The sequence below is a fragment of the Paractinoplanes rhizophilus genome (assembly GCF_042664765.1).
Taxonomy (GTDB): domain Bacteria; phylum Actinomycetota; class Actinomycetes; order Mycobacteriales; family Micromonosporaceae; genus Actinoplanes; species Actinoplanes rhizophilus.
In genome coordinates this window covers 133056-159740 of record NZ_JBHTBJ010000005.1, presented here as the reverse complement: position 1 = coordinate 159740, position 26685 = coordinate 133056, and the positions used below count along the sequence as shown (strand labels likewise).

Here is a 26685-nt window from a genome sequence, read left to right as displayed (position 1 = left end):
GAAGGGGGCAACCGGCGTGATCTTCAAAGCCGTCCGGGACGGAGCCCCGTATCCCGATCACCACACCACGCTGAAGGCCTGGGCCGAGATTCCGCCCAGGCCGATCCGGCTCGCCGACCTGATCACCACGAAACGCGAGCTCGCGCTCGACAAGCTGCTGGCCGAGGACTCGACCTTCTACGGTGACCTCTTCCCGCACGTCGTGGAATATCAGGGTTCCCTCTACCTCGAGGACGGGCTGCACCGCGCGCTGCGGGCGGCCCTGCAGCAGCGCAACCAGATCCATGCCCGCGTCCTGGTCGTCGAGGGCTGACCATGCCGGTGTCCCCGCTGGATCTGCTCGATGTCGACAGCCTGCTGACCGACGAGGAGCGCGACATCCGCGCGCTGTGCCGCCGGGTCGCCGACGACCGGGTACGCCCGCACGTCGCCGGCTGGTACCAGGACGGCGCCGCCCCGGTCCGCGAGCTGGCCCGCGAGTTCGGCAAGCTCGGCCTGCTCGGCATGCATCTGACCGGGTACGGCTGCGCCGGCGCCTCCGCGGTGTCGTACGGCCTGGCCTGCATGGAGCTGGAGGCCGCCGACTCGGGCGTCCGCTCGCTGGTCAGCGTGCAGGGGTCGCTCGCGATGTACGCGATCTGGCGGTTCGGCTCGGCCGAGCAGAAGCAGCGCTGGCTGCCCGGCATGGCCGCGGGCGAGCTGATCGGCTGCTTCGGACTGACCGAGCCCGACCACGGCTCCGACCCGGCCACCATGTCGACCCGGGCCCGGCGCGACGGGTCCGGCTGGGTCCTCACCGGCGGCAAGATGTGGATCACCAATGCGCCGCTGGCCGACGTGGCGGTGATCTGGGCGCGAGCCGAGGAGGGCGTGGTCGGCTTCGCGGTGCCCACCGATACGCCGGGGTTCGCGGCCCGCGAGATAACCAACAAGATGTCGCTGCGGGCGTCGTCGACGGGCGAGATCGTTCTGGACGACGTGCGTCTGCCGGACGAGGCCCGGTTGCCGGCCGCCGCCGGCCTCAAGGCGCCGCTGTCCTGCCTCACCGAGGCCCGATTCGGCATCATCTGGGGGGCGCTGGGCGCCGCCCGCGACTGTCTTGCCACCGCGCTCGAGTACGCCGGGAGCCGCGAGCAGTTCGGCCGGCCGATCGCCGGATTCCAGCTGACCCAGGCCAAGCTCGCCGACATGACCCTGGAGCTGCAGAAGGGCTTCCTGCTCGCGCTGCACCTCGGCCGGCTGCGCGACTCGACCGGCTCGCTGCGTCCCGAGCAGGTCAGCGTCGGCAAGCTGAACAACGTCCGGGAAGCCATCAAGATCGCCCGGACCTGCCGCACGATCCTCGGCGGCAACGGCATCAGCGGCGAGTATCCGATCATGCGGCACGCCGCGAACCTCGAGAGCGTGCTCACGTACGAGGGAACTTCGGAGATCCACCAGCTGGTGATAGGTCAAAAATTGACCGGTCTGAGCGCGTTCGACTGAGTCGCTGCGCGGCTTGCGAGTGCGAGTGTCGTACCCCCCTCGTACCTTATGGGTATGGCTCAGTCACCGGATGTCGACGAACCGACGAAGGAATATCCGGCCGTCCCCGACGAGCAGCCGGCCGCTGTTCCCGATCCCCCGCGCAAGAGCATCGTCGCTCGCGTCCTCATCTTCTTCGGCGTGGTCTTCGCGGTCATCGTCGCCGCCTGCTTCGGGCTGCGCTCGCTGAACGTGCTGCCCAGCTTCGACAACCCGTTCGACCGGCAGACCACCGACCGCAGCCAGCCCGTGCTGCTGCAGTCGATGCGCGACCTCAGTCGATACGTGGCCGCCGACGGCACCTTCCAGGTGATCGTCGACCTCCAGGAGGACCGCAAGTACGTCCCCGACTGGCTGATCAACCGGCGGGTGCTCTTCGTCGGCTCCGGCACCGTGGAGGAGTATGTGGACTTCTCCACGCTCTCCGACAAGGCGCTCGAGGTCGACAACGAGAAGAAGAACATCAAGATCACCCTGCCGCCGCCGCAGCAGGGCGACGCCGCGCTCGACTTGCAGAAGAGCTACGTCGTCGAGGAAAATCGCGGGCTGCTGACCAGCATCGGCGACGCGTTCAAGTCCGACACCGACAAACAGCAGCGGGTCTATCAGCTCGCCCAGCAGCGGATCACCGAGGCGGCCCGGTCCAGCGGCCTCGACCAGCGGGCGAGGGACAACACCCAGCACATGCTGGTGAGCCTGTTCAGCCGCCTCGGCTATACGTCGGTGACGATCGAGTTCACCACGCCGTGAGACCGCGCCGGGCTCGCCGGCGCGGAACGTCCGCACCGGGAACGCCGGCGGCGAGCCCGGCACGGGTTCACTCGTTGGGCATCAGAGCCCAGAGGATGAGGTAGATGACGAACTGCGGTCCGGGCAGGAGGCAGGAGATCACGAAGATCAGGCGGACCGCGCCGGACGAGAGTCCGAAGCGGCGGCCCAGTCCGGAACAGACGCCGGCGATCCAGCGGTCGTCGCGCGGGCGGGCGAGGCGGCGGGTCACGATCACTCACTCCTTCAGGTTCTTTGTCGGTAGCTCGAAGGTAGGTGCGCCGCGAGCGGCTTCCCTCAGTCCGCAGGTGGAGCCGGTCGGCCGCGTTCCCGTAAGGGTGACCCGTACCCGAGACCGGCTCGCTGTTAACCTGGACGCCGATTACGGGCCCCGGGTCGAGGCGGTGACAAATCCGTGACGCTGGCCGTACTCTCCGCCGGCAACGGCAATGCCCTCGATCCCAGCGACGCCGGCCGGTTGGCGAACGATTTGGTCGGCGCGCTGCACGCGGCGGGCGCCACGGAGGTGGAGCGCTTCGGCGATCCCGTGCGGCTGCGGGCGCTGTCCCGCCGGGCGTACGACACCGATCAGCGGCTGCTGATCTGCGCCGACAACCTGGTGGCGCACCCCGGCCTGCTTCGCATGCTGGCGACCGAGCCGGGTGGTCGCACCACCGCGCTGGTCGCCGCCGACCCGGCCGGTGACCTGCGCGACGACCGCGGCAAGCTGCTGCCGGCCGGGCCCGGCGGCGGCACGGTCCGTTACCTCGGCGCGCTCTGCCTCGCCCCGGCCGACCTGCCCACGCTGGACAAGGTCGCCGACCGTCCCGACCTGCTGTCCGCCCTGCTCGACGCGGGCGTGGTGCCGGTGGCCACCCCGGTGCGGCTGCTCCGGGCCGAGCAGGTGCACACGTCGGCCGAGCTGGCCCGGGCCCGCGCGGCGGTCGTGGCCGTCGACGAGGACGCCGCGCTCCTGCGTCTGGCCGTCAAGGAAAAGGACGACTTCTTCACGACGTACGCGGTCAGCACCTGGTCGCCGATCGTCACCCGGGCCGCCGCTCGCCTCGGCCTGTCGCCGACCGCCGTCACCTGGATCTCGGTGCTGTTCGCGGTGGCCGCCGCGCTCGCCTTCTGGCAGGCCTCCCGGCCCGCGATGATCGCCGGCGGAATACTGCTCTACCTCGGCTTCGTGCTCGACTGCGTCGACGGCCAGCTGGCCCGGTACACCCGCCGGTTCGGCGCGTTCGGCGGCTGGCTCGACACGATAGCCGACCGGGCCAAGGAATACGCCGTGTATGCCGGCCTCGCGGCCGGCGCCGAGCGGATCGGCCTGCCGTACGCGTGGCCGCTGGCGATCATGGCGATCCTGCTCCAGACCGTCCGGCACATGACCGACACGTGGTACGGCGCGCTGCACGACGAGGCCGCCGCCCACCCGCGGGCCCAGGCGGCCGGCGGGGTGGGCGCGCGGTTGTCCGCGGCGTCGAACCGGGTGCAGGGCGAGACCGGGTCGGCGGCGTACTGGCTCAAGCGGATCGTGGTCTTCCCGATCGGCGAGCGCTGGGCGCTGATCGCCGTGCTGGCCATGCTGACCAACGGGCGGGTCGCGCTCGGCGCGGTGGTGGCCGCGGGACTGCTCGCGTTCGCGTACACCCTGGCTCTTCGCTCGTTGCGGTCGATCTCGATGCGGGTCGGCGTGCTCGACAAGGTCGACACCATGCGGCACCGCGACGACGGGCCGCTCGTCCGGCATCTGCTCGCCTTCCCGGGCGCCCCCGCGCCGCTCGCCTTCGCCGCGCTCGCGGCCGTCACCTCGCTGATCCTGGTCGCTTCTTCGGTGCTGTCCGGCTCCTCGTCCGAGGCGGCGGCCGGCGCCGTGGCCCTGGTGCTGCTCGGGGCCGGCATCCCGGCGAAGGCCCGGCACGACGGCCCGCTCGACTGGCTGGTCCCGGCGTTCCTGCGCGCCGCCGAGTATCTCTACGTGGTCGCGGTCGGGCTGGTCGGCTCGGTGCCGCCGCCGGTGGTGTTCCTGCTGCTGTTCACGCTGGCCCTGCGCCACTACGACCTGACCGCGCGGATGGAGAAGGGCGCCCCCGGGGCGCGCGGCGCCGGTGCGCTGCTCGGCTGGGACGTGCGGGTGGTGGTGCTCGCCGCGCTCGCGCTGGCCGGGCACGCCACGCTCGCCGAGGCCGGGATCGCGGCGCTGGTGGGCGCCTCGTTCCTGGGGCACGCGATCGCCGACTGGCGCCGCTCGTGAGCTTTCTGAGCATCGTTCTGCCGGTCTACCGGGTGCAGGGCTATCTGGCGCAGTGCCTGGACTCGGTGCTGAGCCAGAGCTTCGAGGACTTCGAGATCGTGGCGGTGGACGACTGCTCGCCCGACTACAGCGGCCGGATCCTGGCCGAGTACGCGGCCCGCGACCCCCGGGTCCGGGTGATCACCTCGCCGGCCAACGTCGGCCTCGGCCGCGCCCGCAACCTGGGGCTCGAGCACGCCGGCGGCGAATACGTCTGGTTCCTGGACAGCGACGACTGGCTGGCCACCGGGGCGCTCGCCGCGGTGGCCGCCCGGCTGCGGGCCACCGACGCCGACGTGCTGGTGGTGGGCTGGGACCGGGTGCACTGGGACGGCTCGGTGCAAACCGGCTCGGCCAAGCGTCTGCTCGGCGACGCGCCCCGCGTCTTCTCGGCGGAGCAGTGGCCTCGGGTGCTCGAGACCCTGCACGTGGCGTGGAACAAGGTGATCCGCCGCGAGCTGCTCCGGCGGCTCGGCCTGGCGTTCGAGGCCGGCTGGTACGAGGACGTCTCGTTCACGTTCCCGCTGATGCTGGCGGCCAGCCGGATCAGCGGGCTGCCGCGCACCTGCGTGCACTACCGGCAACGGCGGACCGGGGCGATCACCCAGACCGTGGGTGAGCGGCACTTCGAGGTCTTCGACCATTGGGAGCACGCGCTCGCGCTCTGCGCGAAGTACGCGAATCCCGGCGACGAGGTGCGCGGGCTGCTGTTCCGCCGGATGCTGTGGCACTTCATGCGGGTGCTGCGGCACGACAACCGGGTGCCGCCGGCCTCGCGACGCCGCTTCTTCGCCCGGATGCGGGAGATGTATCGCCGGCACCTGCCGCCGGCCGGCTTCCCGTCGCCGGGCGGGGGAGAGGGACTGCGCTACCGGCTGGTCGCCCGGGGGTCGTACCCGGCGTTCCGGGCCGCGGAGATCGCCATGCGGGCGGCCCGCGCGGTGTTGCGCCGGCCCCGCCCGAAGGTCGCGAAGCGCTTCTGGCAGGTCCTCGGGCGCCTCTACTACTGGCTGCAACTCGTGTTGCCGGTGGACCGCTCGCTCGCGCTCTACGCGGCGTACTGGTATCGCGGCGTCACCTGCAACCCGGCGGCGATCGCCGCGAAGGCCGCCGAGCTCGTCCCGCAGTTGCGCGCGGTGTGGGTGATCGAACCCTCGCGGGTGGCCGCCGTGCCGCCCGGCGTCGACCACGTGGTGGCCGGCACGCTGCCCTACTACCGCGCGCTGGCCCGCGCCCGCTATCTGATCAACAACGTGAACTGGCCGAACATGATGGTCAAGCGGCGCGGCACCACGCACGTGATGACCCACCACGGCACCCCGCTCAAGATGATGGGGATGGACCAGCTGGATCATCCGGCGGCGGTGCGCGACACCGACTTCGCCGGTCAGATGCGGCGCGCCGACCGGTGGGACTTCAGCGTGTCGGCGAACGCGCACACCACGATCGCCTGGGAGCGGGCGTATCCGTGCGGGTACGAGACGCTGGAGGCCGGCTACCCGCGCAACGACCGGCTCGCCACCGCGTCCTCTTCGGACGGTGCCGCGATGCGCGAGCGGCTCGGCATCGGCGCCGGCAAGCGGGTGGTGCTCTACGCCCCGACCCATCGGGAGTGGCTGCCGGAGGGTGCGTCCGTGCTCGACGTGGAGCGGCTGGCGTCGTCCCTGGGCCCCGAGACGGTGCTCCTGGTGCGCGCGCACTACTTCTATGCGGGCGTCTCCCGCCCGGTCGGTGGCAGCGAGCGGATCATCGACGTCTCGGGGCATCCGGACGTCGAGGATCTCTATCTGGCGGCCGACGTCCTGCTCACCGACTATTCGTCCGCGATGTTCGATTTCGCGGTGCTTGACAAGCCTTTGGTAATTTACGCACCGGACTGGCAGGTCTACCGCGAGTTGCGCGGCGTCTACTTCGACCTGATGGCGATGCCGCCGGGCCCGGTCGCCACGACGTACGACGACCTGGTGGCGATCTTCCAGGAAGATCGCTGGGGCGACCCGGCGCGCGCGGCGTTCCGGGAGCGGTTCTGCTACCTCGACGACGGCCGCGCGGCCGAACGGGTGGTTCGCCGGGTCTTTCTCGACCAGCGATAGTTCGGTGTAATCGATCCGTTACTGTGGGCAAATGGCACGTTCACCCGATGGCGGCATATCGATACTCCTCGTCAAAGTGAGCTAGATCGCCGGACATCGTGGGACCGGGATCATTGCGTACTTTCCCGGTAGGAGGTAGAGACGGTGTCCACCGTCTTGCTCAAGGACGTCACCAAGGTTTGGCCCGATGGCACGGTTGCCGTCAATCATGTGAGCCTCGACGTCGACGACGGCGAGTTTCTCGTGCTCCTGGGCCCGTCCGGCTGCGGGAAATCGACGATTTTGCGAATGATCGCGGGCCTGGAGGATCCGTCCGAAGGGGACATTCTCCTCAATGGCGACCCGGTGCTCGAATTGGCGCCGCGGGACCGCAGCATTGCGATGGTGTTCCAGGACTTCGCTCTTTATCCGCATATGACGGTGAACGAAAATATCGGCTTTCCGCTGCGTTTGTCCGGTATGGAGCCGAACAGCCGGCTTGAGCGGGTCGGCGATGTCGCGAGCGCTCTCGGCATCGGTGACGTGCTCAACCGCAAGCCCAGTCAGCTCTCCGGCGGCCAGCGCCAGCGCGTCGCCATGGGCCGCGCGATCGTGCGCCGCCCCGGCCTGTTCCTGATGGACGAGCCGCTGTCCAACCTCGACAGCGGGCTGCGCGCCGAGCTGCGCGCCGAGATCACCGGCCTCACCCGCGAGCTCGGCGTCACCACCATGTACGTCACCCACGACCAGGCCGAGGCGCTCACCATGGCCGACCGGGTGGCGATCCTGCGCAAGGGCGTGCTCCAGGACGTCGGCACCCCCACCGAGGTGTACGGCCGGCCGGCCACCCTCTACGTGGCCGCGTTCCTCGGCTCGCCCCGGATGAACCTGCTCGAGGCGTCCGTCTATGTGCATCTCGACCAGTACGTCACGCTGAACTTCGGCGAGCAGGCGCTGTACCTGCCGTGGACCGACATCCGGGCCCGCGCGGTGGCGCACTACCACGGCGAGCGCATCGTGGTCGGCATGCGGGCCGAGGCGCTCACCCCGGTGGCGCCCGAGGTGCAGGGCGACGTGCTCCGCGGCCGGATCCGCTACCTCGAGCACCATGGGCACGAGTCGCTGGCGTACCTCGACATCGGGGCGACCGCGATCGTGGTGGACGAGATGGGCACCGGCAAGCCCGACCCGGAGCCGAGCGGCACGCTCCGCAAGTTCGGCGGTGCGCTGCAGAAGCTGACCGGCCGCGGGAGCGCCGCGGCCACCGCGGTGCAGACCCGCGAGGAACGCACCAGCGTGCTCGACCCGGGGCGGCACCACCGCCGCCCGGCCGAGCTGGCGGTCCGCCTGGCGCCGTATCCGGCCGTCTCACCCGGACACCCGCTGTCGGTCGCGGTGCGCATGGACATGCTGCATTTCTTCGACGAGCGCGGCGATCGGATCGACATCGGCTGGCGGTGACGGTCGCCGCCCCCAACCGATTCCGTGCGTCGGTGCGATGGCGTATCGACGCGGCAACTCGCATCTCTTCCGAGAGGCCTCGTGCCAGGGGACGAGCACACCGCGTAGGCTGCACCACGGTGGAGGAGAGAATGGGACAGAGCGTGCGATCGGCTCCGGGTACTTCGGCCCCGGGCTCTTCTTCTCTGGACCCGTCGCCCAGCGAGGCGCCGCAGCTCCTCGACCGGCGCTTCGGCCGCGACGAGATCGCCGTGGTGCGGCACGAGGTGTCCGGCCGGCTCGCCGCCGCGGGCCTGTCCGGCGACCGGCTCCAGGGCTTCGTGCTCGCGGTCAACGAGGTGATCACCAACGTCGTGCTGCACGCCGGCGGCCAGGGGCGCGCGGTGCTCTGGCTGGCCGGGGGCTCGGCGTGGTGCACGGTGACCGACGCGGGCCCCGGCATCCCCGCGCACTTTCTGCGGCCGCCCGAGGTGCCCGACTCGTTCGAGGTGGGCGGCCGGGGGATCTGGCTCGCCCATCAACTCTGCGACGAGGTGACCGTGGCCACGGGCCCGATCGGCACCACGATCGGGCTGCGGATCGCTCTGCCACGCCGGGCGACATCCGCCTGAAACAGCAGGTTGAACAGGGCGTAAAGGTCCCGGAAAATGTGAAGCCGCCCTTCGGGACTCGCGACGAGCCGCATGCGACTACATTGGGCGCGTGCTCGGACTACCTCCGCATGTGACGGCATGCCTTTTTGATCTTGATGGCGTGCTCACGCAGACCGCGCTTGTGCACAATGCTGCGTGGAAACAGACGTTCGACACGTTCCTCAAGACGTGGTCGGCACAGCACGGGCAAGACTTCGTGCCGTTCGACTCCGGCGCCGACTACCACGACTACGTCGACGGCCGGCCACGCGCCGATGGTGTCCGCACCTTCCTCGCCTCTCGCGGTATCACCCTGCCCGAGGGGGCTCCGGACGACGGTCCCGACCAGCTGACCGTGAACGGCCTGGGGAACAGCAAGAACGTCCTCGTCCTGCAGAAGATCAAAGAGGGCGCGGTACAGGTCTACGAGGGCTCCGTCGAGTACCTCAAGGCCGCCCGCGACGCGGGACTGCGCCGCGCGGTGGTCTCGGCCAGCGCCAACTGCAAGGACGTGCTGGAGGCAGCCGGTATTGCCGACCTCATAGAGGAGCGCGTGGACGGCGTGACCGCACGCGAGCAAAACTTGCCTGGCAAGCCGGCACCCGACACTTTCCTGTACGGGGCCAAGCTCCTGGGTCTCCCGCCGGCGGCGTGCGCCGTCTTCGAGGACGCTCAGGCCGGCGTTGCCGCAGGCAGGGCCGGTAATTTCGGGATCGTGGTCGGAGTTGACCGCGTCGGGCAGCATGACGCTTTGGTGGAGCACGGGGCCGACATCGTTGTCACGGACCTGTCCGAACTCCTGACGCGCTGACCCCGTATCAGCGTTTATATCTTTCGACGTCTTTCTCTTTTCATTCGCGAGAGGCACCACCGTGATCCGTGAACGGGCATATCCCGTGGACCCCTGGCACATCCGGGAGACCCGGCTCGACCTGGACCTGCTGGCCCAGTCCGAGTCGGTGTTCGCGTTGGCCAACGGGCACGTCGGGATACGCGGCAACCTGGACGAGGGCGAGCCCCACGGCCTTCCGGGTACGTACCTGAACTCGTTCTACGAGCTGCGCCCGCTGCCGTACGCCGAGGCCGGCTACGGATTCCCCGAGTCCGGCCAGACGATGATCAACGTAACCAACAGCAAGCTCATGCGGCTGCTGGTCGACGACGAGCCGTTCGACGTGCGGTACGGCGAGCTCCGCTCCCACGAGCGGGTGCTCGACCTGCGGGCCGGCACGCTCGAGCGCAACGTCGAGTGGGTCTCGCCGTCCGGCCAGGCGATCCGCGTGCGTACCGTACGGCTGGTCTCGTTCACCCAGCGCGCCGTCGTCGCCTTCCTGTACGAGGTGGAGCCGCTGGACGCCTCCGCCCGGCTGATCCTGCAGTCCGAGCTGGTCGCCAACGAGCAGTTGCCGCCGATGAGCAAGGACCCGCGGGTGGCGGCGGTGCTGGACCACCCGCTGCAGGCCGAGGAGATGCTCGAGCAGCGCACCGGCGGCCTGCTCGTGCACCGCACCAAGGCCAGCGACCTGCGGATGGCCGCGGCCATGGAGCACCTGGTCGACGCGCCCGGCAAGCACGCGATCACCACCGAGGGCCACCCCGACTGGCTGCGCACCACGGTCGCCACCAAGCTCGAGCCGGGCCAGAAGCTACGGGTGGTCAAGCTCGCCGCGTACGGGTGGTCCGGAAGCCGCTCGCTGCCCGCCATCCGCGACCAGGTGGGCGCCGCGCTCGCCAGCGCCCGGCTGGACGGCTGGGAGGGCTTGGTGGACGCCCAGCGGGAATACCTCGACGCGTTCTGGGACCACTCCGACGTCCGCGTCGACGGCGACCCCGAGGTGCAGCAGGCCGTCCGCTTCGGCCTGTTCCACACGCTGCAGGCGGGCGCCCGGGCCGAGCAGCGGCCGATCGGCTCCAAGGGCCTGTCCGGCCCCGGCTACGACGGCCACACGTTCTGGGACGCCGAGACCTTCGTGCTGCCCGCGCTGACCTACACCCAGCCCGCGGCGGCGGCCGACGTGCTGCGCTGGCGGCACTCGACGCTCGATCTGGCCCGGGAGCGCGCTCAGACGCTGGGCCTGCAGGGCGCCGCCTTCCCGTGGCGCACCATCCACGGCCAGGAGTGCTCGGCGTACTGGCCGGCCGGCACCGCCGGCTTCCACATCGGGGCGGACATCGCCGACGCGGTCCGCCGTTACGTGCAGGCCACCGGCGACTACGACTTCGAGCGCGAGGTCGGCCTCGAGCTGCTGATCGAGACCGCCCGGCTGTGGCGGTCGCTGGGCCACCACGACCGGCACGGCCGCTTCCACATCGACGGCGTCACCGGCCCCGACGAGTACACGGCCGTGGTGGACGACAACATCTACACCAACCTGATGGCCCAGCAGAACATGTTCAGCGCGGTCGAGGCGGCCAAGCGCCACCCCGACCTGGCCCGTCAGCTCGGCGTGGACGACGAGGAGATGGCCTCCTGGCGGGACGCGGCGGCGGCCGTGCACATCCCGTACGACCGGGAGCTCCAGGTGCACCAGCAATCGGAGGGCTTCACCCGGCTGCAGGAGTGGGACTTCGAGAACACGCCCCCGGAGGCGTACCCGCTGCTGCTGAACTACCCGTACTTCGACCTGTACCGCAAGCAGGTGGTCAAGCAGGCCGACCTGGTCATGGCGATGTACATCCGGGGCGACGCGTTCACGCCGGAGGAGAAGCAGCGCAACTTCGCCTACTACGACGCGCGGACGGTCCGGGACTCCTCGCTCTCGGCGTGCGTCCAGGCCGTCCTGGCCGCCGAGGTGGGTCATCTCGAGCTGGCCCACGACTACCTGGGCGAGGCCGCGCTGATGGACCTGCACGACCTGCACCAGAACTCCCGCGACGGCGTGCACGTCGCGTCGCTGGCCGGGACCTGGATCTCGCTGGTCGCCGGCCTCGGCGGCATGCGCGACTTCAACGGCCAGCTGTCGTTCGCGCCGCGCCTGCCCAGCCGGATCAGCAGCCTGGAGTTCTCCCTGCTGTGGCGGGGGCTGCGGGTGCGGGTGAACGTGACCGCCGACGAGGTCACCTACTCGCTGCGCAACGGTGGCGGCTCGGCCCGCCTGGTCTTCACCCACCACGGCAAGGAGATCGAGGTGACCCAGGTGAAGCCGGTGACCGTGCCGATCCCGCCGCAGGGCCCGGTCGGCCCGCCGCCCACGCAGCCGGCCGGCCGGGCGCCGGTCCGCCGGGCGCCGCAGGACTGAGGGTTGTTCGGGGCCGGCCTCGAGTTGCACCTCGCCGTACGTCAGCGGCTTGGTCTCCACCGCCCCGAACAACCCTCACTGACCGAAAAGGGCCCCCAGCGGGGCCCTTTTCTTTAAAGCATCGAGACGTGTACGTGGTCCTTGTGGCTGCTCGCGCCGTGATAGGCGTGCCAGCCGGTGGCCGGGAACCAGATCTGCGCGTACCAGATGACGTAATAGATGCCCAGGCGATCGGCGTTGCGCACCAGGAACGCCATCAGGTCGTTGCCGTAGTTCTTCATGTCGGCGTTGTGCGCGACCGAGAATCCGCTCTTCTGCAACGACCAGTCGCAGGCCCGGCCCTTCGGATGCTCGAACGGGCCGCCGTCGCGGTGACAACCGACGAAGCGATTGAAGCCCGCCTTCTTCACCTCTTTGTACATGTGCAATGTACGGGCGGTGATGCAACCGCTTGTGGTCGGGTCGTTCACGTTGCATTTCTCGGCGGAGAATCCGCCGTCGGAGTTGCGCGGGGCCGGTGCCGCCCGCTTGGACACCGCGTCGACGAAGCCGCCGGTGAGGCTCTTGCCGCCGACCAGCGCGAGCGCCTTGTCGGCCGCCTCCTTCTGCTTCTTCATCGCGACCAGGTTGGTCTGCTGCTGCTTCACCTCGGCGTCGAGCTCCGCCTTCTTGGCGGTGACCTCGTCGATCGCCGTGTTGAGCTCGTGCAGCTTCCGGTCGTGCAGGGCGTTGATCTCCTCGAGCGAGACCGCCTTGGCGAGGAAGTCGTCCGATCCCTGGCTGCCGAGCAGGAAGCTCGCGGCGCCGAGGTGGCCGGTGCGGTACTGCTGCGCCGCGATCGCGTTGACCTCGGGAATCAGCGAGTCGCGCTTGGCCTCGGCCAGGTTGATCTCGATCGCGAGCTTCTTCTGCGTCGAGGTCGATTTCGCGACGGCCGCCTTGGCCTGCACAAACTTGCGGTTCGACGACTCGAGGACCTCGTTGAGGGTGGCGTTCGACTCGATCTCGTCACCCTTTTCGTCGGGCTGGGCCGACGAGGACGACGAATCGTCGGGATCGGCGCTCGCGGGCGCGGCGGGCGCCGCGAAGATCGAGGCAGCCACGAGCGGCGCCAGGGCGAGGGTCAGCCACCGGCGGGGACGTACGGTCATTCAGGTTCCTTCCGGGTTACCGCCGACCGGGTTAGCTGACGGGTTCGGGACGGAAGCGATCCCTACCGGGCCTCGTCTGTCGACTCGGCCCGGATTCACCCCTGCGAAACCTGGGTCCCCGGCTCGCCTCGCGGCGATTGGGCGGCGGCCTGCCGGCACCTCGGGGGCGGTGCCTCGGTGGCAGAGCCGCGGGTGAGTTTACCCGAGGTCGCGCGACAGTTCAGTGCCGGGAAAATGCGAATGTGGTAATCCTTCGGCCACTTTCCGTAATAAGTCGACAGACGGTTATCCGGTGATCGCGTGGAGTGCGAGATCTGTCGATCAATCGATGTCGTGGGTATCGTCGGTCCCGATCCCCGCCCGGGGATCGCCGCCTAATCGCCGCAAGGCGAGCCGGGGAACCACTGCGATTGAGGAAACTCAGCGTTGGGGTGAATCCACGCCGAAGGCGTGGTAGGGAACTTCCGTCCCGAACCCGTCAGCTAACTCGGTCGGCGGCCGACGGAAGGAACAGTTTGTGCGGCACATTACTGTCCGCCGGCGATTAGCGGCGACGCTCGCCATGCTGGTGGCCGCCTGCGGCCTGGCCTTCGCGGTCGCGGGGCCCGCCGCCGCGGCCCCGGGCGACACCGGCGACGACGGCGAGGGCGGCTCCAAGACCCTGATCCAGCAGCTCGAGGCCGCCTCCAAGGGTTACCTCGAGGCCAAGGACGCGCTGGCCGCGAGCAAGAAGCGGCAGGTCGAGCTGACCGCCCGGCTCAAGCAGCTGGACACCGACCTGGCCCCCCGGCAGGCCGCGTTCGACAAGATCGTCCAGCAGTCCTACATGAGCGGCCGGCTCGGCCCGATGAGCGCGCTGCTCACCGCGGACTCGGCCGGCGGGTTCCTGGACCGCGCCGAGACCCTCCAGACCGTCGCGGTGAAGGAGAAGGCCGTGATGGCCGACCTCCAGGCCACCCGCGACGGCCAGGCCAAGGCCAAGCTGGCGATCGAAGCGACCATCCGCGACCAGCAGAAGCAGGTCAACGTGATGGCCAAGCGCAAGGTCCAGGCCGAGAGCGCGCTCAAGGCGGCCAACGCCGGCCAGGACGACCCGCAGCCCAGCGACGGCGGCAGCAGCAAGGGCGCCGGCGCGTTCCAGGGTGGCAGCGGCATGGTGGACGACCCGACCAGCGGTGGCCGGATCACCCAGCGCATGCTGCACGCCATGCGGGAGGCCCAGGCGGACGGCTTCACCCACTACGTGCACTGCTTCCGCGAGCAGAACAGCGGCGAGCATCCCAAGGGCCGGGCCTGCGACTTCGCGGCCGACAAGGGCGGGTTCGGCGGGGTGGCGACCGGCAGCAGCAAGACGTACGGCAACAACCTGGCGAACTACTTCATCAACAACTCGAGCAAGCTGGGCGTGCTGTACGTCATCTGGTTCCGGCGCATCTGGCTGCCGAGCAGCGGCTGGAAGGCGTACACGAGGGGCAACGGCGACCCGTCGAGCGACCACACCAACCACGTGCACCTATCGGTACGCCCGTGAGCGACAGGAGTACGAGACCTGATGAGGCTTGTTCGCGACGGTGGAGACCGTTTGCATCACATGCGCTGATGCGAAGCTCGACGTAGATCGCGAACAAGCCTCATTTCTTCACGAAGGTCTCGTACTCCTTCATCACGTCCTCGGTCGGGCCGTCGGCCTTGATCACGCCGCTCTCCAGCCAGATGGTCCGCTCGCAGGTGTCCCGGATCGACTGCTCGCTGTGGCTGACCAGGAACACCGTGCCGGCCTCGGCGCGCAGGTCGCGCACCCGCTGCTCGCTGCGCTTGCGGAACTTCGCGTCGCCGGTCGCGAGGGCCTCGTCGATGAGCAGCACGTCGTGCTTCTTGGCCGCGGCGATCGCGAAGCGCAGCCGGGCGCCCATGCCGGACGAGTACGTCCGCATCGGCAGCGAGCTGAAGTCGCCCCGCTCGTTGATGCCGGAGAAGTCGATGATGTCCTGCACCTGCCCTTTGACCTCGGCCGGGGTCATGCCCATGGCCAGGCAGCCGAGCGTCACGTTGCGCTCGCCGGACAGGTCGTTCATCAGCGCCGCGTTCACGCCGAGCAGCGAGGGCTGGCCGGCCGCGTAGATCGCGCCGCCCGGCTCGACCGGCAGCAGCCCGGCGATCGCCCGCAGCAGCGTCGACTTGCCCGAGCCGTTGGTGCCGATCAGCCCGATGGCCTCGCCCTTGTAGGCCACGAAGCTGACGCCCTTGACCGCGTGCACCTCGCGCACCGCGGCGCTCTTGGTGCGGGTGACCAGCCGCTTGAGGCTGCTCACCGGCGAGTTCTGCGCGGCCGAGACCGAGCCGTGGATGCGGTAGATGATGTGCGCGTTGTCCGCGATGATCGTGGGGATCCGCTCGTCGTCAGCCACGGCCGTAACCCTTCTCTCCACGCCAGAAGTACGCGTACCCGCCGAGGCCGATGACCAGCGTCCAGGCGACCGCCTGGGTCCAGAGCAGCATCGGCGGCCCGGCCAGCGTCACGTTCTCCATCAGCGCGTGCCGCATCAGCTCGATGAAGATCAGCAGCGGGTTGGCCTGGACCACGGCCAGCTTCCAGCCGTGCAGGTGCTCGGTGAACTGGGTGACCGGGTAGAGCACGGCCGAGCCGTACATCCAGACCCGCATGATGAACGGGACCAGCTGGCGCAGGTCGTGCAGCTTGGAACCGAGCCGGGCCACCAGCATGGCGAAGCCCGCGTTGAAGACCGTCTGCAGGAGCAGGGCCGGGACCAGCAGCAGCCACTCCCAGGTGAGCGGCTCGCCCTTGAACAGCACGATGGCGATCAGCACGGCCATCGAGGCGATCATGTTGCGGGCCTCGACCAGGGTGATCGAGAGCGGCAGGCTGGCCCGGGGGAAGTGCAGCGCCCGGATCAGCCCCAGGTTGCCGCTGATCGCCGTGACGCCGGCCTGCACCACCGACTGGGTGTAGCCGAAGATGAAAACGCCGGTGCACAGGTACGGGATGAAGTTGTCCACGCCGCGCTGGGTGTTCAGCAGCACGCCGAAGATCACGTAGTAGACGGCCGCGTTGAACAGCGGCGTCAGGACCTGCCAGATCATGCCCAGGCGGGTGTTGCCCAGGGCGGCGGAGACCTTGGCGCTCGCGAACTCCCAGATGAAGTGCCGGTACGACCAGATCTGCCGGGTGTACTCCGGCAGGCTGGGCAGTCGTCCCGCTGCGCCTAGTCCGTGTTTCCGGGCCAACTCCTTCGGGGTCGGCCCGGAGTAGGACTCGACGACGGTCGTCTGAGCCATGGGGTGGTGCTCCGATCTCGTCGGCCCGAGGGGGTCATCGGGTCCTGCTGCTTTCCGCGAGAACACAACAATCAGGATGCCAAGCCGCTGTCGATGGAACGGGTTCGTATCGACGTGACGGAAGGCTATCCGACCAAACGGCGGAACGCAACCGTTACGTCCTGGCGTATAGTGATCGCGTGGCGACAACCAAGCGTGCACCCGCCGGGGCAGCGGTGCTCCGGGGCGACATCACCAAGGCGATCCGCGACGCGGTCATGCAGGAGCTGGCCGAGGTCGGCTACGGCCGGCTCTCGATCGAGGCCGTGGCCCGCCGCGCCGGCGTGGGCAAGACCGCCGTCTACCGGCGCTGGGGCAACAAGCTCGAGATGGTCCTCGAGATCGTCTCGGACGTGGCGGGCCGCAGCGTCCCGCTGCCCGACACCGGCAGCTTCGCCGGCGACCTCCAGCTGCTCATGATGATCGTAAGCCGTGCGCTCCAGCATCGGATCGCATCGCAGATCATCCCCGACCTGATGGCCGAGGCCTCCCGCAACCCGCAGATCGCCGAAACCCTCCAGAAGGCGCTGCGCACCCACCAGCAGTCGGTCGGCGACAAGCTTATCGGCCAGGCGAAGGCGCGCGGCGAACTGCCCGCGAGCACCGACCCCGAGGTGGCCGTCGACCTGATCCTCGGCCCGCTCTACTGGCGGCTCGCCGTGGCGCGCACCCCGCTGAGCGACGACTACCTCGACAAGATGATCACCGCCGTGACGGCCGCGCTGCGCGCGTCCAACTGAACCGCAACCTGCTTGCACTCCGAGATCGGCCCGCGCGGCCGAAGTTAGAGGCCGTTCCCCGCACTCGAACCGCCCGCCCCTCCAGGAGCCGCCATGCTCAAGCGCGCCGTCGACACCCACGCCCTGGACACCCACGCCCTGGACACCCACGCCCTGGACACCGCCGCCCTGCTGCGGCGGGCGATGGGCGCCGCCGGCAAGCCGGCGAAGGTCAGAACCACGGCGCCGGTGGGGGTCTGGCTGAGCGCGGACGGCACGGTCCGTCTCGACATCTTCGAGGACGGCACGTACGACGGGCAGATCGCCGGCCGCAAGCGCCACGCACACGGGACCTACCACATCGACGGCGCGACGATGACCCTGAGCGACGACTCGGGCCTGCACACGCCGGTCGTGCTGGGCGAGGGCGAGCTGGAGATGGCCGGTTATCACCTGAGCCTGGCCGGCCGCTGATCCCCCTGGTCGCCGGGTCTGGCGGGCGCTTTGCTTGCGATCGGCGGGCCCACTGACCGCCCCCGCCCCGGCACTGGGTGGGGTTCAGCTAAGCAGCGGGGTGTGACAGTTTCGCGCCGCTGTCCACACCGGCCCGCTGGACGTCGGCGATGACGTCCCACAGGATGCGCGGCGCCGGGGCGCCCTGGATGGTGGAGACCACCTTCTGCCAGCCGCCGCGGTAGGTGACGGTGACCCGGTACGAGAAGAGGTCACAACACGCGTTCAGCCGCCCGTAGGAGCCGCGCAGCCGGAGAAACGCCCGACTGCCGGCCATCCGCAGGGGTCGCCGTCCGCCATGGGTCCAGCGGTCGACCACGTACGAGTCGTGGCGCCCCGCGAAACCGCCCTCCCGGTCGACCTCGATCCTGGTGGCCTGCGCGCGAGCCGAAGCGGCGGCGGCCGAAGTCGCGGCGGCCGGGGCGGCCGGCGCGAGCGCGGTGATGATACAGACGGTGAACAGAGTCCTGATGCCCGTGCGCATGATGTGCCCCCGTATCCGGCGCCGTCGTCGGCGCCTCTGCCACCGACAACATCACGCGAGCCGCGCAGGATGCGTCCCATCCCGGCAAATCCGGCAGCCTTCCTAGAACGTTCTAGTGGTCGGACGTAAACTTCCGGGTCATGCGGGCAGGGGAGCGGCGACCCACGCTGGCCGACGTCGCGGCGGAGGCGGGCGTGTCGGTGGCGCTGGTCTCGATCGTCATGCGCGGCGCGCCCGGCGCCGGCGCGACGACCCGGCAGCAGGTTCTCGAGGTCGCCCGCCGCCTCGGCTACCAGCCCGACAGCCGCGCCCGGCTGCTGCGCAGCGGCGAGAGCCGGCTGCTCGGGGTGGTCTTCGCCGTGCGGCACCCGTTCCACGACGACGTGCTGACCGGGCTCTACGACGCGGCCGACCGGGCCGGGTACGAGCTGACGCTCAGCGCCGTGACGCCGCGCCGCGACGAGCGCACCGCCTTCGCCGGCCTGCTCCAGGACCGCTGCGCCGCGCTGATCCTGCTCGGCCCGCTCGCGCCCACCGCCGATCTGGCCGCCCTGGCCGAGCGCCTGCCGGTAGTGGTGATGTTCCGGGCCGTGCGCCACCGGGCCGTCGACGTGGTGCGCACCGACGACGCGCGCGGCCTGCACCTGGCGGTCGACCACCTGGTGGCGCTGGGCCACCGCCGGATCGCGCACGTCGACGGCGCCCGCTGGGTGGCCGCCGGCGAGCGCCGTCGCGGCTACCAGGACGCGATGCGCCGGCACGGCCTCGAGGATCTCATCCGGGTCATCCCCGGCGGCTCCGGCGAGGAGGACGGCGCCCGGGCCGCCAGGCTCCTGCTCGACGACCCGCCGACCGCCGTCACCACGTTCAACGACCTGTCCGCCACCGGGCTGCTCGACGGCCTGCGCCGCGGCGGCCTCGACGTGCCCGGCGACATCAGCGTGGTCGGCTACGACGACAGCAGCTTCAGCCGGCTCGCCCACATCGACCTCACCACGGTCGCTCAGGACATCGACGCGATGAGCACGCTCGCGGTGACCCGGGCGATCGAGCGCATCGCCGGCACGCCCGTCGCGCACCGGGAGACCGTCATCCCGCCGCACCTCGTCGTCCGCGGCACCACCGGCCCGCCGCCGATGCGATGATCTCGTCGTGATCGATTGGTTGACCGGCGCCGCGTTCACCGCGTTCGGCGCGCCGACCACCTGGGCCGAGTTGCTCGGCTTCGCCACCGGCCTGGTGAACGTGGCCCTGCTCGTCCGGCTACCAGGACCTGTGGCTGACCGCGATCCTGTACGTGGCCTTCCTCGCCCTCTGCATCCTCGGCCTGCGCACCTGGCGGGCCGCGCGCCGAGAGCTGGTCGCGGCATGAGGCGGGTTCTGAGCCGGCGCCGCCGGCCGGCCGCGCGCCGAGAGCTGGTCGCGGCGTGAGGTTCGGGCATGGCCTGATCGTGGGGAAGTTCTACCCGCCGCACCTCGGGCACCACGAGCTGATCAGGGCGGCCGAGCGCGAGTGCGAGCGGGTTACGGTCGTCGTCGCGCCGGCCGTGCGCGAGCTGGTCCGCCCGGCCGACCTCTACCTGCTCACCGACGACGACGGGGTGCCGTTCGAGGACGACGGCCTGCGCGACGGGGAGCATCTGCGGCGGTGGATGACCGGGCGCTTCCGCGACGAGTTGCGGGTTCACGGCGTACGAAATCGGGAATTGACCGGAACTTACGGTCGGCGCCTGCGCGCGGCAGTGCGAGCGACCGACGACCTGCTGGCGCGGGGTTGGACCTTTGCGCCGCCGCTAAGCGCGGCGGCGCCCAAGCCGATCGGGAGGTAGGGACCACCTGCGGGAAAGGGGTCGGATGCGAGGCCGGTCGTTCGCGCTGGCGCTGGCGGGGCTGCCACTCGCCCTGACCGGCTGCGGCGGCCCGCCGGCGCCCACCGCCTCGCCGACGCCGACGCCGACCTCCGGGCCCTGGGTGCTCTTCGAGTCGGGCAGTCCGACGCCCAGCGCGCGCGGCTCCTGGTACACCGGTTCGCGCCCGGCCGGTCTGCCGCCGGTGTCGTTCCTGCCGACCGACTCGGCGTCCTGCACCATCGGCTGGCCCGACTCCGGTCAGGTGCTCATCCCGATGAACATCACCCCGGTCGCGGGGGGATTCAAGGTCGAGTGGCCATCGGCGTACGGGTCTTCCTACCGCATCACCGCCGTCCCGCAGGGTTTGGTGGCCGGGCCGCAACCGGAGCCCTCCTGGCAGACGGTCAAGGCGGGCGCGGGCTGCACGGTATCGACGACGATCAAGGGGCTGAAGCCGGGCGCGCCCTACATCATCTGGCTGGACGCGCCGGACACCCCGCGCGACGTCGACGGCAGTCGAAGCCTCTACAGCGGCAAATCCGGCGTCGTGAAACCCCTGTGACGAACGCCGGCCGGGGCTGATCAGGAGGCGATGGTGTTGCGGCCGCTGAACTTGGCGGCGTAGAGGCGGTCGTCGGCGGCCCGGAAGAGGGCGTCGCCGGTCATGTCGGCGGTCAGGGTGGCCAGCCCGACGCTGACCGTGAGGCGGACGCCGGGGATGATGTCGGAGTGGGCGACCGCGGCGCGGATGCGTTCGGCCACCTCGCGGCCGACGGCCAGGTCGCCGCGGAGGAAGAGGGTGAACTCGTCGCCGGCGTAGCGCACCGGGACGTCCTCGGCGCGGCAGTGTGCGCGCAGGATGCGGGCCACCTCGCGCAGGGCGCGGTCGCCGACCGAGTGCGAGTAGGCGTCGTTGACCGCCTTGAAGTGGTCGACGTCCACCAGCAGCAGGACCAGCGGCGGGGCCAGGCGGCCCGAGTCGATGCGGTCCAGCAGGAGATCGAAGCGGCGGCGGTTGCCCAGGCCGGTCAGCGGGTCGCGGAGGACCTCGCGTTCCGCCCGCGCCCGCGCGGTCTCGGCCTCCTCCTGCTGGCGGGCCTGGCGCAGCATCGCGAGCCGTTGCATGCGCACCCGCCACAGCTCGCGGGTCTGGCCCTGGACCGCGTCGAACAGATCCTGACTGGGCTGGCCGCCGTCGATCTCGAGGGCGGTGCGGGCCAGCTCGTAGCGGATGATCGGCTTCTCGTCGGGGCGTCCGCCGAAGGCGCACAGCTCGCGGGCCGCGATCAGCTCGGTGCGGGCCTCGTGCAGCGCGCCCTGGGCGCGCAGGCTGACGCCCAGCGCCAGGTGGGCCATGCGGGCGTGCTGGAAGCTCTCGGCCTCGCGCAGCGGCAGGATCGCGTCGCGGGCCAGCTTTTCCGCGGGGATCACGTCGCCGAGCTTGGCCAGGGCCAGCGCCAGCATGGCGGCCGGGCCGTCGTCGTCGGGGCGCTGGTCGACGTGCCGCCGGGTGATCTCGGCGCTGCGGCGCAGGCGGCTGGCGCTCTCGTCGTGCCGGCCGATGTGGTCGAGGCGCAGGCCCCAGTAGAGCAGCGTGGTCGCGTGCACCAGGTCGAAGCCCGAGGTGGCCTCGCTGAGCTGTTCGTAGCTGGCGGACGCGGTCTCGTACATCTCGGCGGCGGTGGCGGCCTCGGCGAACGAGCAGAGCGCGGAGATCCGGCGGTCGCGGCCGGGGTGCGGCAGGTCGAGCAGCACCGAGGCGCGGGCCAGGTTGCGCATGCCGTCGACGTAGCGGGACCGCAGCACGTCGAACTGGGCCAGGTCGCACAGGGTCTTGGCCTCGCCGAGCGCGGAACCGGCGGCGCGGTGCATGGCCAGCAGCTCGGCCGCGAGCTCGGCGCCCTCCTCGAAACGGCCCATGTAGAGGTTGGCGTACATCTTGCCCTGCACCAGGAAGGGGATGGTCTTCCGGTCGCCGCAGAGGCGGGCCAGCGCCAGGTACGCGTCGGCGGCCTGGATCGCCTCGTGGCCGCGGCCCGTGTTGGCCAGCCGGTGCACCCGAAGGGCGTGCAGATGCAGTGGACCGAACGCGGTGACCGGGACCGGTAGGCCTTCCATCCGACCAGTATCAACAAAACTGGTCAGATCAACTACGGGTGACGGGCCGGGATGGTCGATGTTGAAGACATCGTTGATCGCTCATTTCGTGACATATTTGTCGAGCCCGTCGACGAGCATGGCGAGGCCGAGCTCGAAACGCTCGTCGGTCCCGCCGCCGACCATGTCCTTGGCGTGCTTGTGGAGGTGCGGGAACTCGTCCGCGGGGAGCTGCTCGAAGAAGCTCACCAGTTCCTCGGCCATCTCGGAGACGAAGGCCGCCTTGTCGGTGCCGGCCACCGCCACCTCGCCCCGCCAGATGGACATCTCGTACGCGTCGGCGGTGATGTACAGGAAGATGCGGTCCATCGCCCAGGAGGCGACGCGCGGCGGGACGCCGCCGGACAGCATCAGGCCCAGCATCGCCTCGGAGACGCGCAACGCGTGCGGGCCGGTGGGGATGGTGGCCAGCGCGGCCCGGGCCAGGTCGTAGTGGTCGAGGAGCACCTGATGGCCGGCGCGGGCGGTCTCGAGGATCTGCTCCTTCCACCGCGCGGGATCGGGCTCGAGGAGCGGCATCATGCCGCACACCTCGTCGAACATGAGCTGGAGCAGCTCGTCCTTGTTGGCCACGTGGGCGTAGAGGCTGGACGGGCCGGTGTCGAACTCGGCCGCGATGCGCCGCATGCTGACGCCGTCGATGCCCTCGACCTTCACGATGCGCAGGGCGGCCCGCACGATCTGGTCGCGGCTCAGCGGCGCCTTGGTGGGGCGCTGCGGCTTGATCGCCCGGCGGAGGAACGGTGACTCCTTCATCGTCGGTTAATTTACCTTGACGCGAACGCTGTTCGCTAGTAGAACGGTGTTCGTGACGACGAACACCGTTCAGAACCCCGCGAGGCTCGCGACCGCGAGCGTCTATCGCTACCGCTGGGTCGCGCTCTTCGTGATCCTGAGCGTCGAGGTCATGGACCTGCTCGACGCCCTGGTGACCAACATCGCCGGCCCGTCGATCCGCCTCGAGCTCGGCGGGTCGTACAGCCTCATCCAGTGGCTCGGCGCCGCTTACACGCTCGCGATGGCGATCGGCCTGCTCACCGGCGGCCGCCTCGGCGACATCTACGGCCGCCGCCGGATGTTCCTCATCGGCGCGGCCGGCTTCACGCTCGCGTCGCTGGCCTGCGGTCTCGCCCAGTCGCCCACCCAGCTGATCGTCGGCCGGGCGGTGCAGGGCCTGTTCGGCGCGGTCATGCTGCCCCAGGGCCTCGGCATGATCAAGCAGATGTTCTCCGCCTCCGAGCAGGCCAAGGCGTTCGGCGCGTTCGGGCCGGTGATGGGCCTGTCCTCGGTGGGCGGCCCGATCCTGGCCGGCTGGCTGGTCGACGCCGACTACTTCGACGCCGGCTGGCGGATGATCTTCTTCATCAACCTGCCGCTCGGCCTCTTCGCGGTCTTCGGCGCCATCCGGTTCCTGCCCGAGTTCAAGAGCGACAAGGCGCCCCGGCTCGACGTGCTCGGCGTGCTGCTGGCCGCGGTCGGCGCGTTCCTGCTGCTCTACCCGCTGGTGCAGGGCCGCGAGCTGGACTGGCCGGTGTGGTGCTTCGTACTGCTGGCGGCCGGCGTCATCGTGTTCGGCCTGTTCGCGATCTACGAGACCGGCCGCGAGCGCCGGCGTCTCGACCCGCTGGTGACGCCCAGCCTGTTCCGCAAGCGGGCGTTCTCCGGCGGTCTCGCGGTCGGCCTGGTCTTCTTCGCCGCGCTCATCGGCACCGGCTTGGTGGTCACGTTCTACCTGCAGATCGGCCTCGGCTATGCGCCGCTCAAGGCCGGGCTCACCACGCTGCCGCAGGCGCTGGGCACGGTGGCCGGCTTCGTGGCGGCGGGCGCCGGCCTGGCCGAGAAGCTGGGCCGCAAGCTGTTGCTCATCGGCACGGCCGTCATGATCGTCGCGACCGTGGGCTTCGCGCTGACCGTGCGGCTCGTCGGGGACGGCATCACGCCGTATCACTTCATCCCGGCGACGGCGCTGCTCGGCGTCGGCATGGGCCTCGCGATGGCGCCGTTCTTCAACATCGTCCTGGCCGGCGTCGACCACGAGGAGACCGGCTCGGCGTCCGGGGCGCTCACCTCGGTGCAGCAGCTCGGCGGGGCGTTCGGCATCGCCGTCCTCGGCACCATCTTCTTCGCGATCCTGCCGGGCCAGGTGGTGTCCCACGTGGACGGCTCGACCGCCGAGCTGCGGACGGTGCTCACCACCTCGGGCGTGCCGTCCGACGCGCAGCCCGCGGTCATCGCCGGTCTGCGGGACTGCCTGCGCGACCGCACCGCGCAGGACGACCCCGACGTGGTGCCGGCCAGCTGCGAGGGCGCCGGCGCGCCGTCGCCGGAGATTCAGGCGTACGGCGGGGCGCAGGTCCGCGCCGGGTTCCAGGACGCCACGGTCTGGACCACGGGGGTGACCCTGGTGCTGCTCATGCTCGCCTTCGGCCTGGCCTTCCTGCTCCCCAAGAAAGCCCGGCCCGAGGACGCCGCCGCGCATTGACCGGTCGCGGGGGACGGCGGCCGGGCCTGGGCTCCGCTCACTGGTCCGGTCGCCCGCCGTCGCCGCCGCGATGCGCACGCGCTCAGGGGCGTACCGGGAGGCCGGTAGCGGTGGTCGACCCGGTCCGGCGCGGCTCCAGGACGGCTGCGGGGAGTCAGCTCGCACGTCATGCCTGCGGTTCGGCGCGCCCGGTCCGGCGGATGGGTGCGAAATGGTTCGGATTGATCGGGCCGGGTGCGGTCCCAACGCAATTTCGACGATTATCGGGCCGATCCGAGATGGTGAACTTTTGTCCGGATGATCTCGCTCGGTTCCGTGCCGGACGGAGAGCGTTTGATGCGGATAAATCCGGACAGGTGGCGCGGGATTCGTGGCATACCGTCGCGGGCCGCGCGAGCGTGGCACCGTACCACTCCGGCACCCGATCCCGGCTCCGGCCGGCGCCGGACCTGAAAGAAGCTCGTAGCGCTTTGCCTCTTTCCGAACAACGCGTGAATCCGCCCTCCGCGATCGCCCGGACACGCAGCGTCGTCGAAATGGGGTTTTGAATCACCGGATCGGCTCGGGGCCTCAGCCGTTAAGGCGGAAATCCCGTCGGCAGGGTCAACGGGAATCGAGAAGGCTATATGGTGACCTGCGCCGCCGAGAACCGGTGCCGGAGGCCCACCTCGCCCACACCTCCGACCCCACGATCAACGAGGACGGACACGTGTTGAAGTCACGCCGCGGCCTGCTGGCCGCCGGCCTTGCGCTAGCCGTGGTCGGCGCCCTGGGCGTTGCCTCGACCCTGAACGCGGGTGCGGAACAGATCTCGGGCGCCTCCGACCAGCAGCCCGCGGCCGCCCCGGCCGCCACCGTGGGCCTCGCGACGCCCCCTGCCCTGCTTCCCTGGGGTCAGCGTCCCGAGAGGATCCGCAAGGGCCGGGCCGGCGCCTCCAGCAGGTCCCTGCGGGCCGGTGGCTTCGCCGCCGCGGCCAACGACGCGACCGGCTCCGTCCAGCCTCGCGGCCGGTATGCGCCGAAGGGCCGGTGGGCCCGGAACACGGGGCTCCGGCAGGAACGCACGAACATCCGGCCGCCGGCGCCGCCGTCCGCGTCGCCCGAGCCCTCGGCCGAGCCGACCACGGCGGCCCCAGCCCCCGAAGAGACCACGGCCGCTCCCACGGCGACGACGGAGCCCGAGGCCACTGAGACCGCGACGACCGCGGCGCGCGACGCCGAGCGGCCGGCGCCCGAGCCCGCCGACAACACGAAGTCGGCCGCGCCCGAGCCCAGCGGCGCCGGCAACCCGACCCCCACGGCGTATTACCACTACAACGTGGGCTCGCAGGACGCCGAGACCGACGGCTTCTACGCCAACATGTACATCGGCAAGCCCGAGCTGGCCCGCAGCGACTACCACACGCTCGGCGAGCTCGCCCTCCAGTCGGCCGACGGCAGCCAGATCGTCGAGATCGGCTGGAACGTCGACCGCGTGGTCAACGGCGACGACGACCCCCACCTGTTCGTCTACCACTGGGTGAACAACAAGGAGAGCTGCTACAACGGCTGCGGCTTCCAGCAGTACAGCAAGAACGTCAAGCCGGGTGACACGCTCCCCGCCGACTCGGTCAAGAAGTTCGCGATCCAGTACTTCAACGGCTCCTGGTGGGTCGCCTACGACTCGGAGTGGATCGGCTACTTCTCCGAATCGCTGTGGAACGACGAGGGCGTCAAGTTCAACCGCTCCGGCCTGGTCCAGGTCTTCGGCGAGGTGGCCGCGGCCACCGAGAACCCCTGCACCGACATGGGTAACGGCAAGCCCGCCGATGTCGAGAACAGCACCTCGGCGTTCATGACGACGATCACGTACATCAACGGCCCGGAACTGGCGATGTGGATGCGGTCCGAGACCAAGGCCTATCCGCTGACCGTCGTGAACCCCCGGACCTTCCGCTACGGCGGGCCCGGTAGTGGTCTCTGTCCGAAGCGCTGAGGTTCTTTGACGCGATGCCCGGTCCC

At 70.3% G+C, this 26685-nt stretch carries 24 protein-coding genes and 2 riboswitches; of the genes, 17 read left to right on the top strand and 7 right to left on the bottom strand.

What is annotated here, in order from left to right; translation table 11 throughout:
• Positions 1–16: 16 nt before the first annotated feature.
• The 3 genes from ACFQS1_RS09825 to ACFQS1_RS09815 are packed head-to-tail and all read left to right on the top strand — an operon-like array spanning position 17 to position 2274.
• A complete protein-coding gene (locus ACFQS1_RS09825) occupies positions 17–313 on the top strand; it encodes a type II toxin-antitoxin system VapB family antitoxin (RefSeq protein ID WP_378966021.1) in 297 nt (98 codons plus the stop codon).
• Positions 314–321: 8 nt separating this feature from the next.
• Positions 322–1485, top strand: coding sequence for an acyl-CoA dehydrogenase family protein (locus ACFQS1_RS09820; protein WP_378966346.1), 1164 nt, complete (start codon positions 322–324; stop codon positions 1483–1485).
• Positions 1486–1539: 54 nt separating this feature from the next.
• Positions 1540–2274 carry a DUF4230 domain-containing protein gene (locus ACFQS1_RS09815; protein ID WP_378966019.1) on the top strand — a complete coding sequence of 245 codons (735 nt, stop codon included), beginning with the start codon at positions 1540–1542 and terminating at the stop codon, positions 2272–2274.
• 67 nt (positions 2275–2341) lie between these two features.
• On the opposite strand, the gene ACFQS1_RS09810 is transcribed toward ACFQS1_RS09815, so the two are convergent.
• Positions 2342–2524 (bottom strand): PspC domain-containing protein, encoded by a 183-nt coding sequence (locus tag ACFQS1_RS09810; protein ID WP_378966017.1) that lies wholly within the window; start codon positions 2522–2524, stop codon positions 2342–2344.
• A 183-nt stretch (positions 2525–2707) separates the two neighbouring features.
• Between ACFQS1_RS09810 and ACFQS1_RS09805 the strand changes: the two genes are divergently transcribed.
• From ACFQS1_RS09805 to ACFQS1_RS09780, 6 genes are all read left to right on the top strand, one after another.
• Entirely contained in the window at positions 2708–4549 is a 1842-nt protein-coding gene (locus tag ACFQS1_RS09805; RefSeq protein WP_378966015.1) for a DUF5941 domain-containing protein, read from the top strand.
• The gene (locus ACFQS1_RS09800; protein ID WP_378966013.1) at positions 4546–6681 is read left to right on the top strand and encodes a bifunctional glycosyltransferase/CDP-glycerol:glycerophosphate glycerophosphotransferase; all 2136 of its coding nucleotides are present in this window, start codon (positions 4546–4548) and stop codon (positions 6679–6681) included. Before ACFQS1_RS09805 ends, ACFQS1_RS09800 begins: the two co-directional genes overlap by 4 nt.
• Before the next feature lie 144 nt (positions 6682–6825).
• A complete protein-coding gene (locus tag ACFQS1_RS09795; protein ID WP_378966010.1) occupies positions 6826–8121 on the top strand; it encodes an ABC transporter ATP-binding protein in 1296 nt (431 codons plus the stop codon).
• A gap of 131 nt (positions 8122–8252) precedes the next feature.
• Positions 8253–8732: an ATP-binding protein gene (locus tag ACFQS1_RS09790; protein WP_378966008.1), complete on the top strand. Its 480-nt coding sequence runs from the start codon at positions 8253–8255 to the stop codon at positions 8730–8732.
• A gap of 91 nt (positions 8733–8823) precedes the next feature.
• Positions 8824–9564, top strand: a complete 741-nt coding sequence (locus tag ACFQS1_RS09785; protein ID WP_378966005.1) for an HAD family hydrolase — start codon at positions 8824–8826, stop codon at positions 9562–9564.
• A gap of 61 nt (positions 9565–9625) precedes the next feature.
• On the top strand, positions 9626–11992 hold the full coding sequence (locus ACFQS1_RS09780) for a glycoside hydrolase family 65 protein (protein ID WP_378966003.1): 2367 nt from the start codon (positions 9626–9628) through the stop codon (positions 11990–11992).
• Positions 11993–12105: 113 nt separating this feature from the next.
• Here ACFQS1_RS09780 and ACFQS1_RS09775 read toward each other — a convergent pair whose 3' ends face one another.
• Positions 12106–13143: a coiled-coil domain-containing protein gene (locus ACFQS1_RS09775; protein ID WP_378966001.1), complete on the bottom strand. Its 1038-nt coding sequence runs from the start codon at positions 13141–13143 to the stop codon at positions 12106–12108.
• A gap of 5 nt (positions 13144–13148) precedes the next feature.
• Positions 13149–13297, bottom strand: a riboswitch (cyclic di-AMP (ydaO/yuaA leader).
• A 207-nt stretch (positions 13298–13504) separates the two neighbouring features.
• Positions 13505–13656: riboswitch (cyclic di-AMP (ydaO/yuaA leader) on the top strand.
• A 4-nt stretch (positions 13657–13660) separates the two neighbouring features.
• Here ACFQS1_RS09775 and ACFQS1_RS09770 point away from each other — a divergent pair.
• A complete protein-coding gene (locus ACFQS1_RS09770) occupies positions 13661–14674 on the top strand; it encodes a coiled-coil domain-containing protein (RefSeq protein ID WP_465263201.1) in 1014 nt (337 codons plus the stop codon).
• 100 nt (positions 14675–14774) lie between these two features.
• On the opposite strand, the gene ACFQS1_RS09765 is transcribed toward ACFQS1_RS09770, so the two are convergent.
• Together ACFQS1_RS09765 and ACFQS1_RS09760 are read right to left on the bottom strand one after the other, a co-directional pair.
• On the bottom strand, positions 14775–15551 hold the full coding sequence (locus tag ACFQS1_RS09765; RefSeq protein ID WP_378965999.1) for an ABC transporter ATP-binding protein: 777 nt from the start codon (positions 15549–15551) through the stop codon (positions 14775–14777).
• Positions 15544–16440: an ABC transporter permease gene (locus ACFQS1_RS09760; protein WP_378965997.1), complete on the bottom strand. Its 897-nt coding sequence runs from the start codon at positions 16438–16440 to the stop codon at positions 15544–15546. Before ACFQS1_RS09760 ends, ACFQS1_RS09765 begins: the two co-directional genes overlap by 8 nt.
• Positions 16441–16619: 179 nt before the next feature.
• On the opposite strand from ACFQS1_RS09760, the gene ACFQS1_RS09755 reads away from it, so the two are divergent.
• Both ACFQS1_RS09755 and ACFQS1_RS09750 read left to right on the top strand, forming a co-directional pair.
• Positions 16620–17219 (top strand): TetR/AcrR family transcriptional regulator, encoded by a 600-nt coding sequence (locus ACFQS1_RS09755; protein ID WP_378965995.1) that lies wholly within the window; start codon positions 16620–16622, stop codon positions 17217–17219.
• A 93-nt stretch (positions 17220–17312) separates the two neighbouring features.
• Positions 17313–17672: an Atu4866 domain-containing protein gene (locus tag ACFQS1_RS09750; RefSeq protein ID WP_378965992.1), complete on the top strand. Its 360-nt coding sequence runs from the start codon at positions 17313–17315 to the stop codon at positions 17670–17672.
• An 88-nt stretch (positions 17673–17760) separates the two neighbouring features.
• Here ACFQS1_RS09750 and ACFQS1_RS09745 read toward each other — a convergent pair whose 3' ends face one another.
• A complete protein-coding gene (locus tag ACFQS1_RS09745; RefSeq protein WP_378965990.1) occupies positions 17761–18195 on the bottom strand; it encodes a hypothetical protein in 435 nt (144 codons plus the stop codon).
• Positions 18196–18335: 140 nt separating this feature from the next.
• Here ACFQS1_RS09745 and ACFQS1_RS09740 point away from each other — a divergent pair, with 140 nt between their 5' ends.
• The 3 genes from ACFQS1_RS09740 to ACFQS1_RS09730 all read left to right on the top strand — a co-directional run bounded on the left by ACFQS1_RS09740 (position 18336) and on the right by ACFQS1_RS09730 (position 20607).
• The gene (locus ACFQS1_RS09740; RefSeq protein WP_378965988.1) at positions 18336–19340 is read left to right on the top strand and encodes a LacI family DNA-binding transcriptional regulator; all 1005 of its coding nucleotides are present in this window, start codon (positions 18336–18338) and stop codon (positions 19338–19340) included.
• Between the two features lie 282 nt (positions 19341–19622).
• Positions 19623–20024, top strand: a complete 402-nt coding sequence (locus ACFQS1_RS09735) for an adenylyltransferase/cytidyltransferase family protein (RefSeq protein WP_378965986.1) — start codon at positions 19623–19625, stop codon at positions 20022–20024.
• A gap of 25 nt (positions 20025–20049) precedes the next feature.
• Positions 20050–20607, top strand: coding sequence for a hypothetical protein (locus ACFQS1_RS09730; protein WP_378965984.1), 558 nt, complete (start codon positions 20050–20052; stop codon positions 20605–20607).
• Positions 20608–20627: 20 nt separating this feature from the next.
• On the opposite strand, the gene ACFQS1_RS09725 is transcribed toward ACFQS1_RS09730, so the two are convergent.
• Both ACFQS1_RS09725 and ACFQS1_RS09720 read right to left on the bottom strand, forming a co-directional pair.
• Complete coding sequence (locus ACFQS1_RS09725) at positions 20628–22163, bottom strand: GGDEF domain-containing protein (RefSeq protein ID WP_378965981.1); 1536 nt, start codon at positions 22161–22163, stop codon at positions 20628–20630.
• An 81-nt stretch (positions 22164–22244) separates the two neighbouring features.
• Complete coding sequence (locus ACFQS1_RS09720) at positions 22245–22958, bottom strand: TetR/AcrR family transcriptional regulator (protein WP_378965979.1); 714 nt, start codon at positions 22956–22958, stop codon at positions 22245–22247.
• A 52-nt stretch (positions 22959–23010) separates the two neighbouring features.
• On the opposite strand from ACFQS1_RS09720, the gene ACFQS1_RS09715 reads away from it, so the two are divergent.
• Both ACFQS1_RS09715 and ACFQS1_RS09710 read left to right on the top strand, forming a co-directional pair.
• Positions 23011–24684, top strand: a complete 1674-nt coding sequence (locus tag ACFQS1_RS09715) for an MFS transporter (RefSeq protein ID WP_378965976.1) — start codon at positions 23011–23013, stop codon at positions 24682–24684.
• Between the two features lie 652 nt (positions 24685–25336).
• Positions 25337–26659, top strand: a complete 1323-nt coding sequence (locus ACFQS1_RS09710) for a neprosin family prolyl endopeptidase (RefSeq protein ID WP_378965974.1) — start codon at positions 25337–25339, stop codon at positions 26657–26659.
• Positions 26660–26685: the final 26 nt, after the last annotated feature.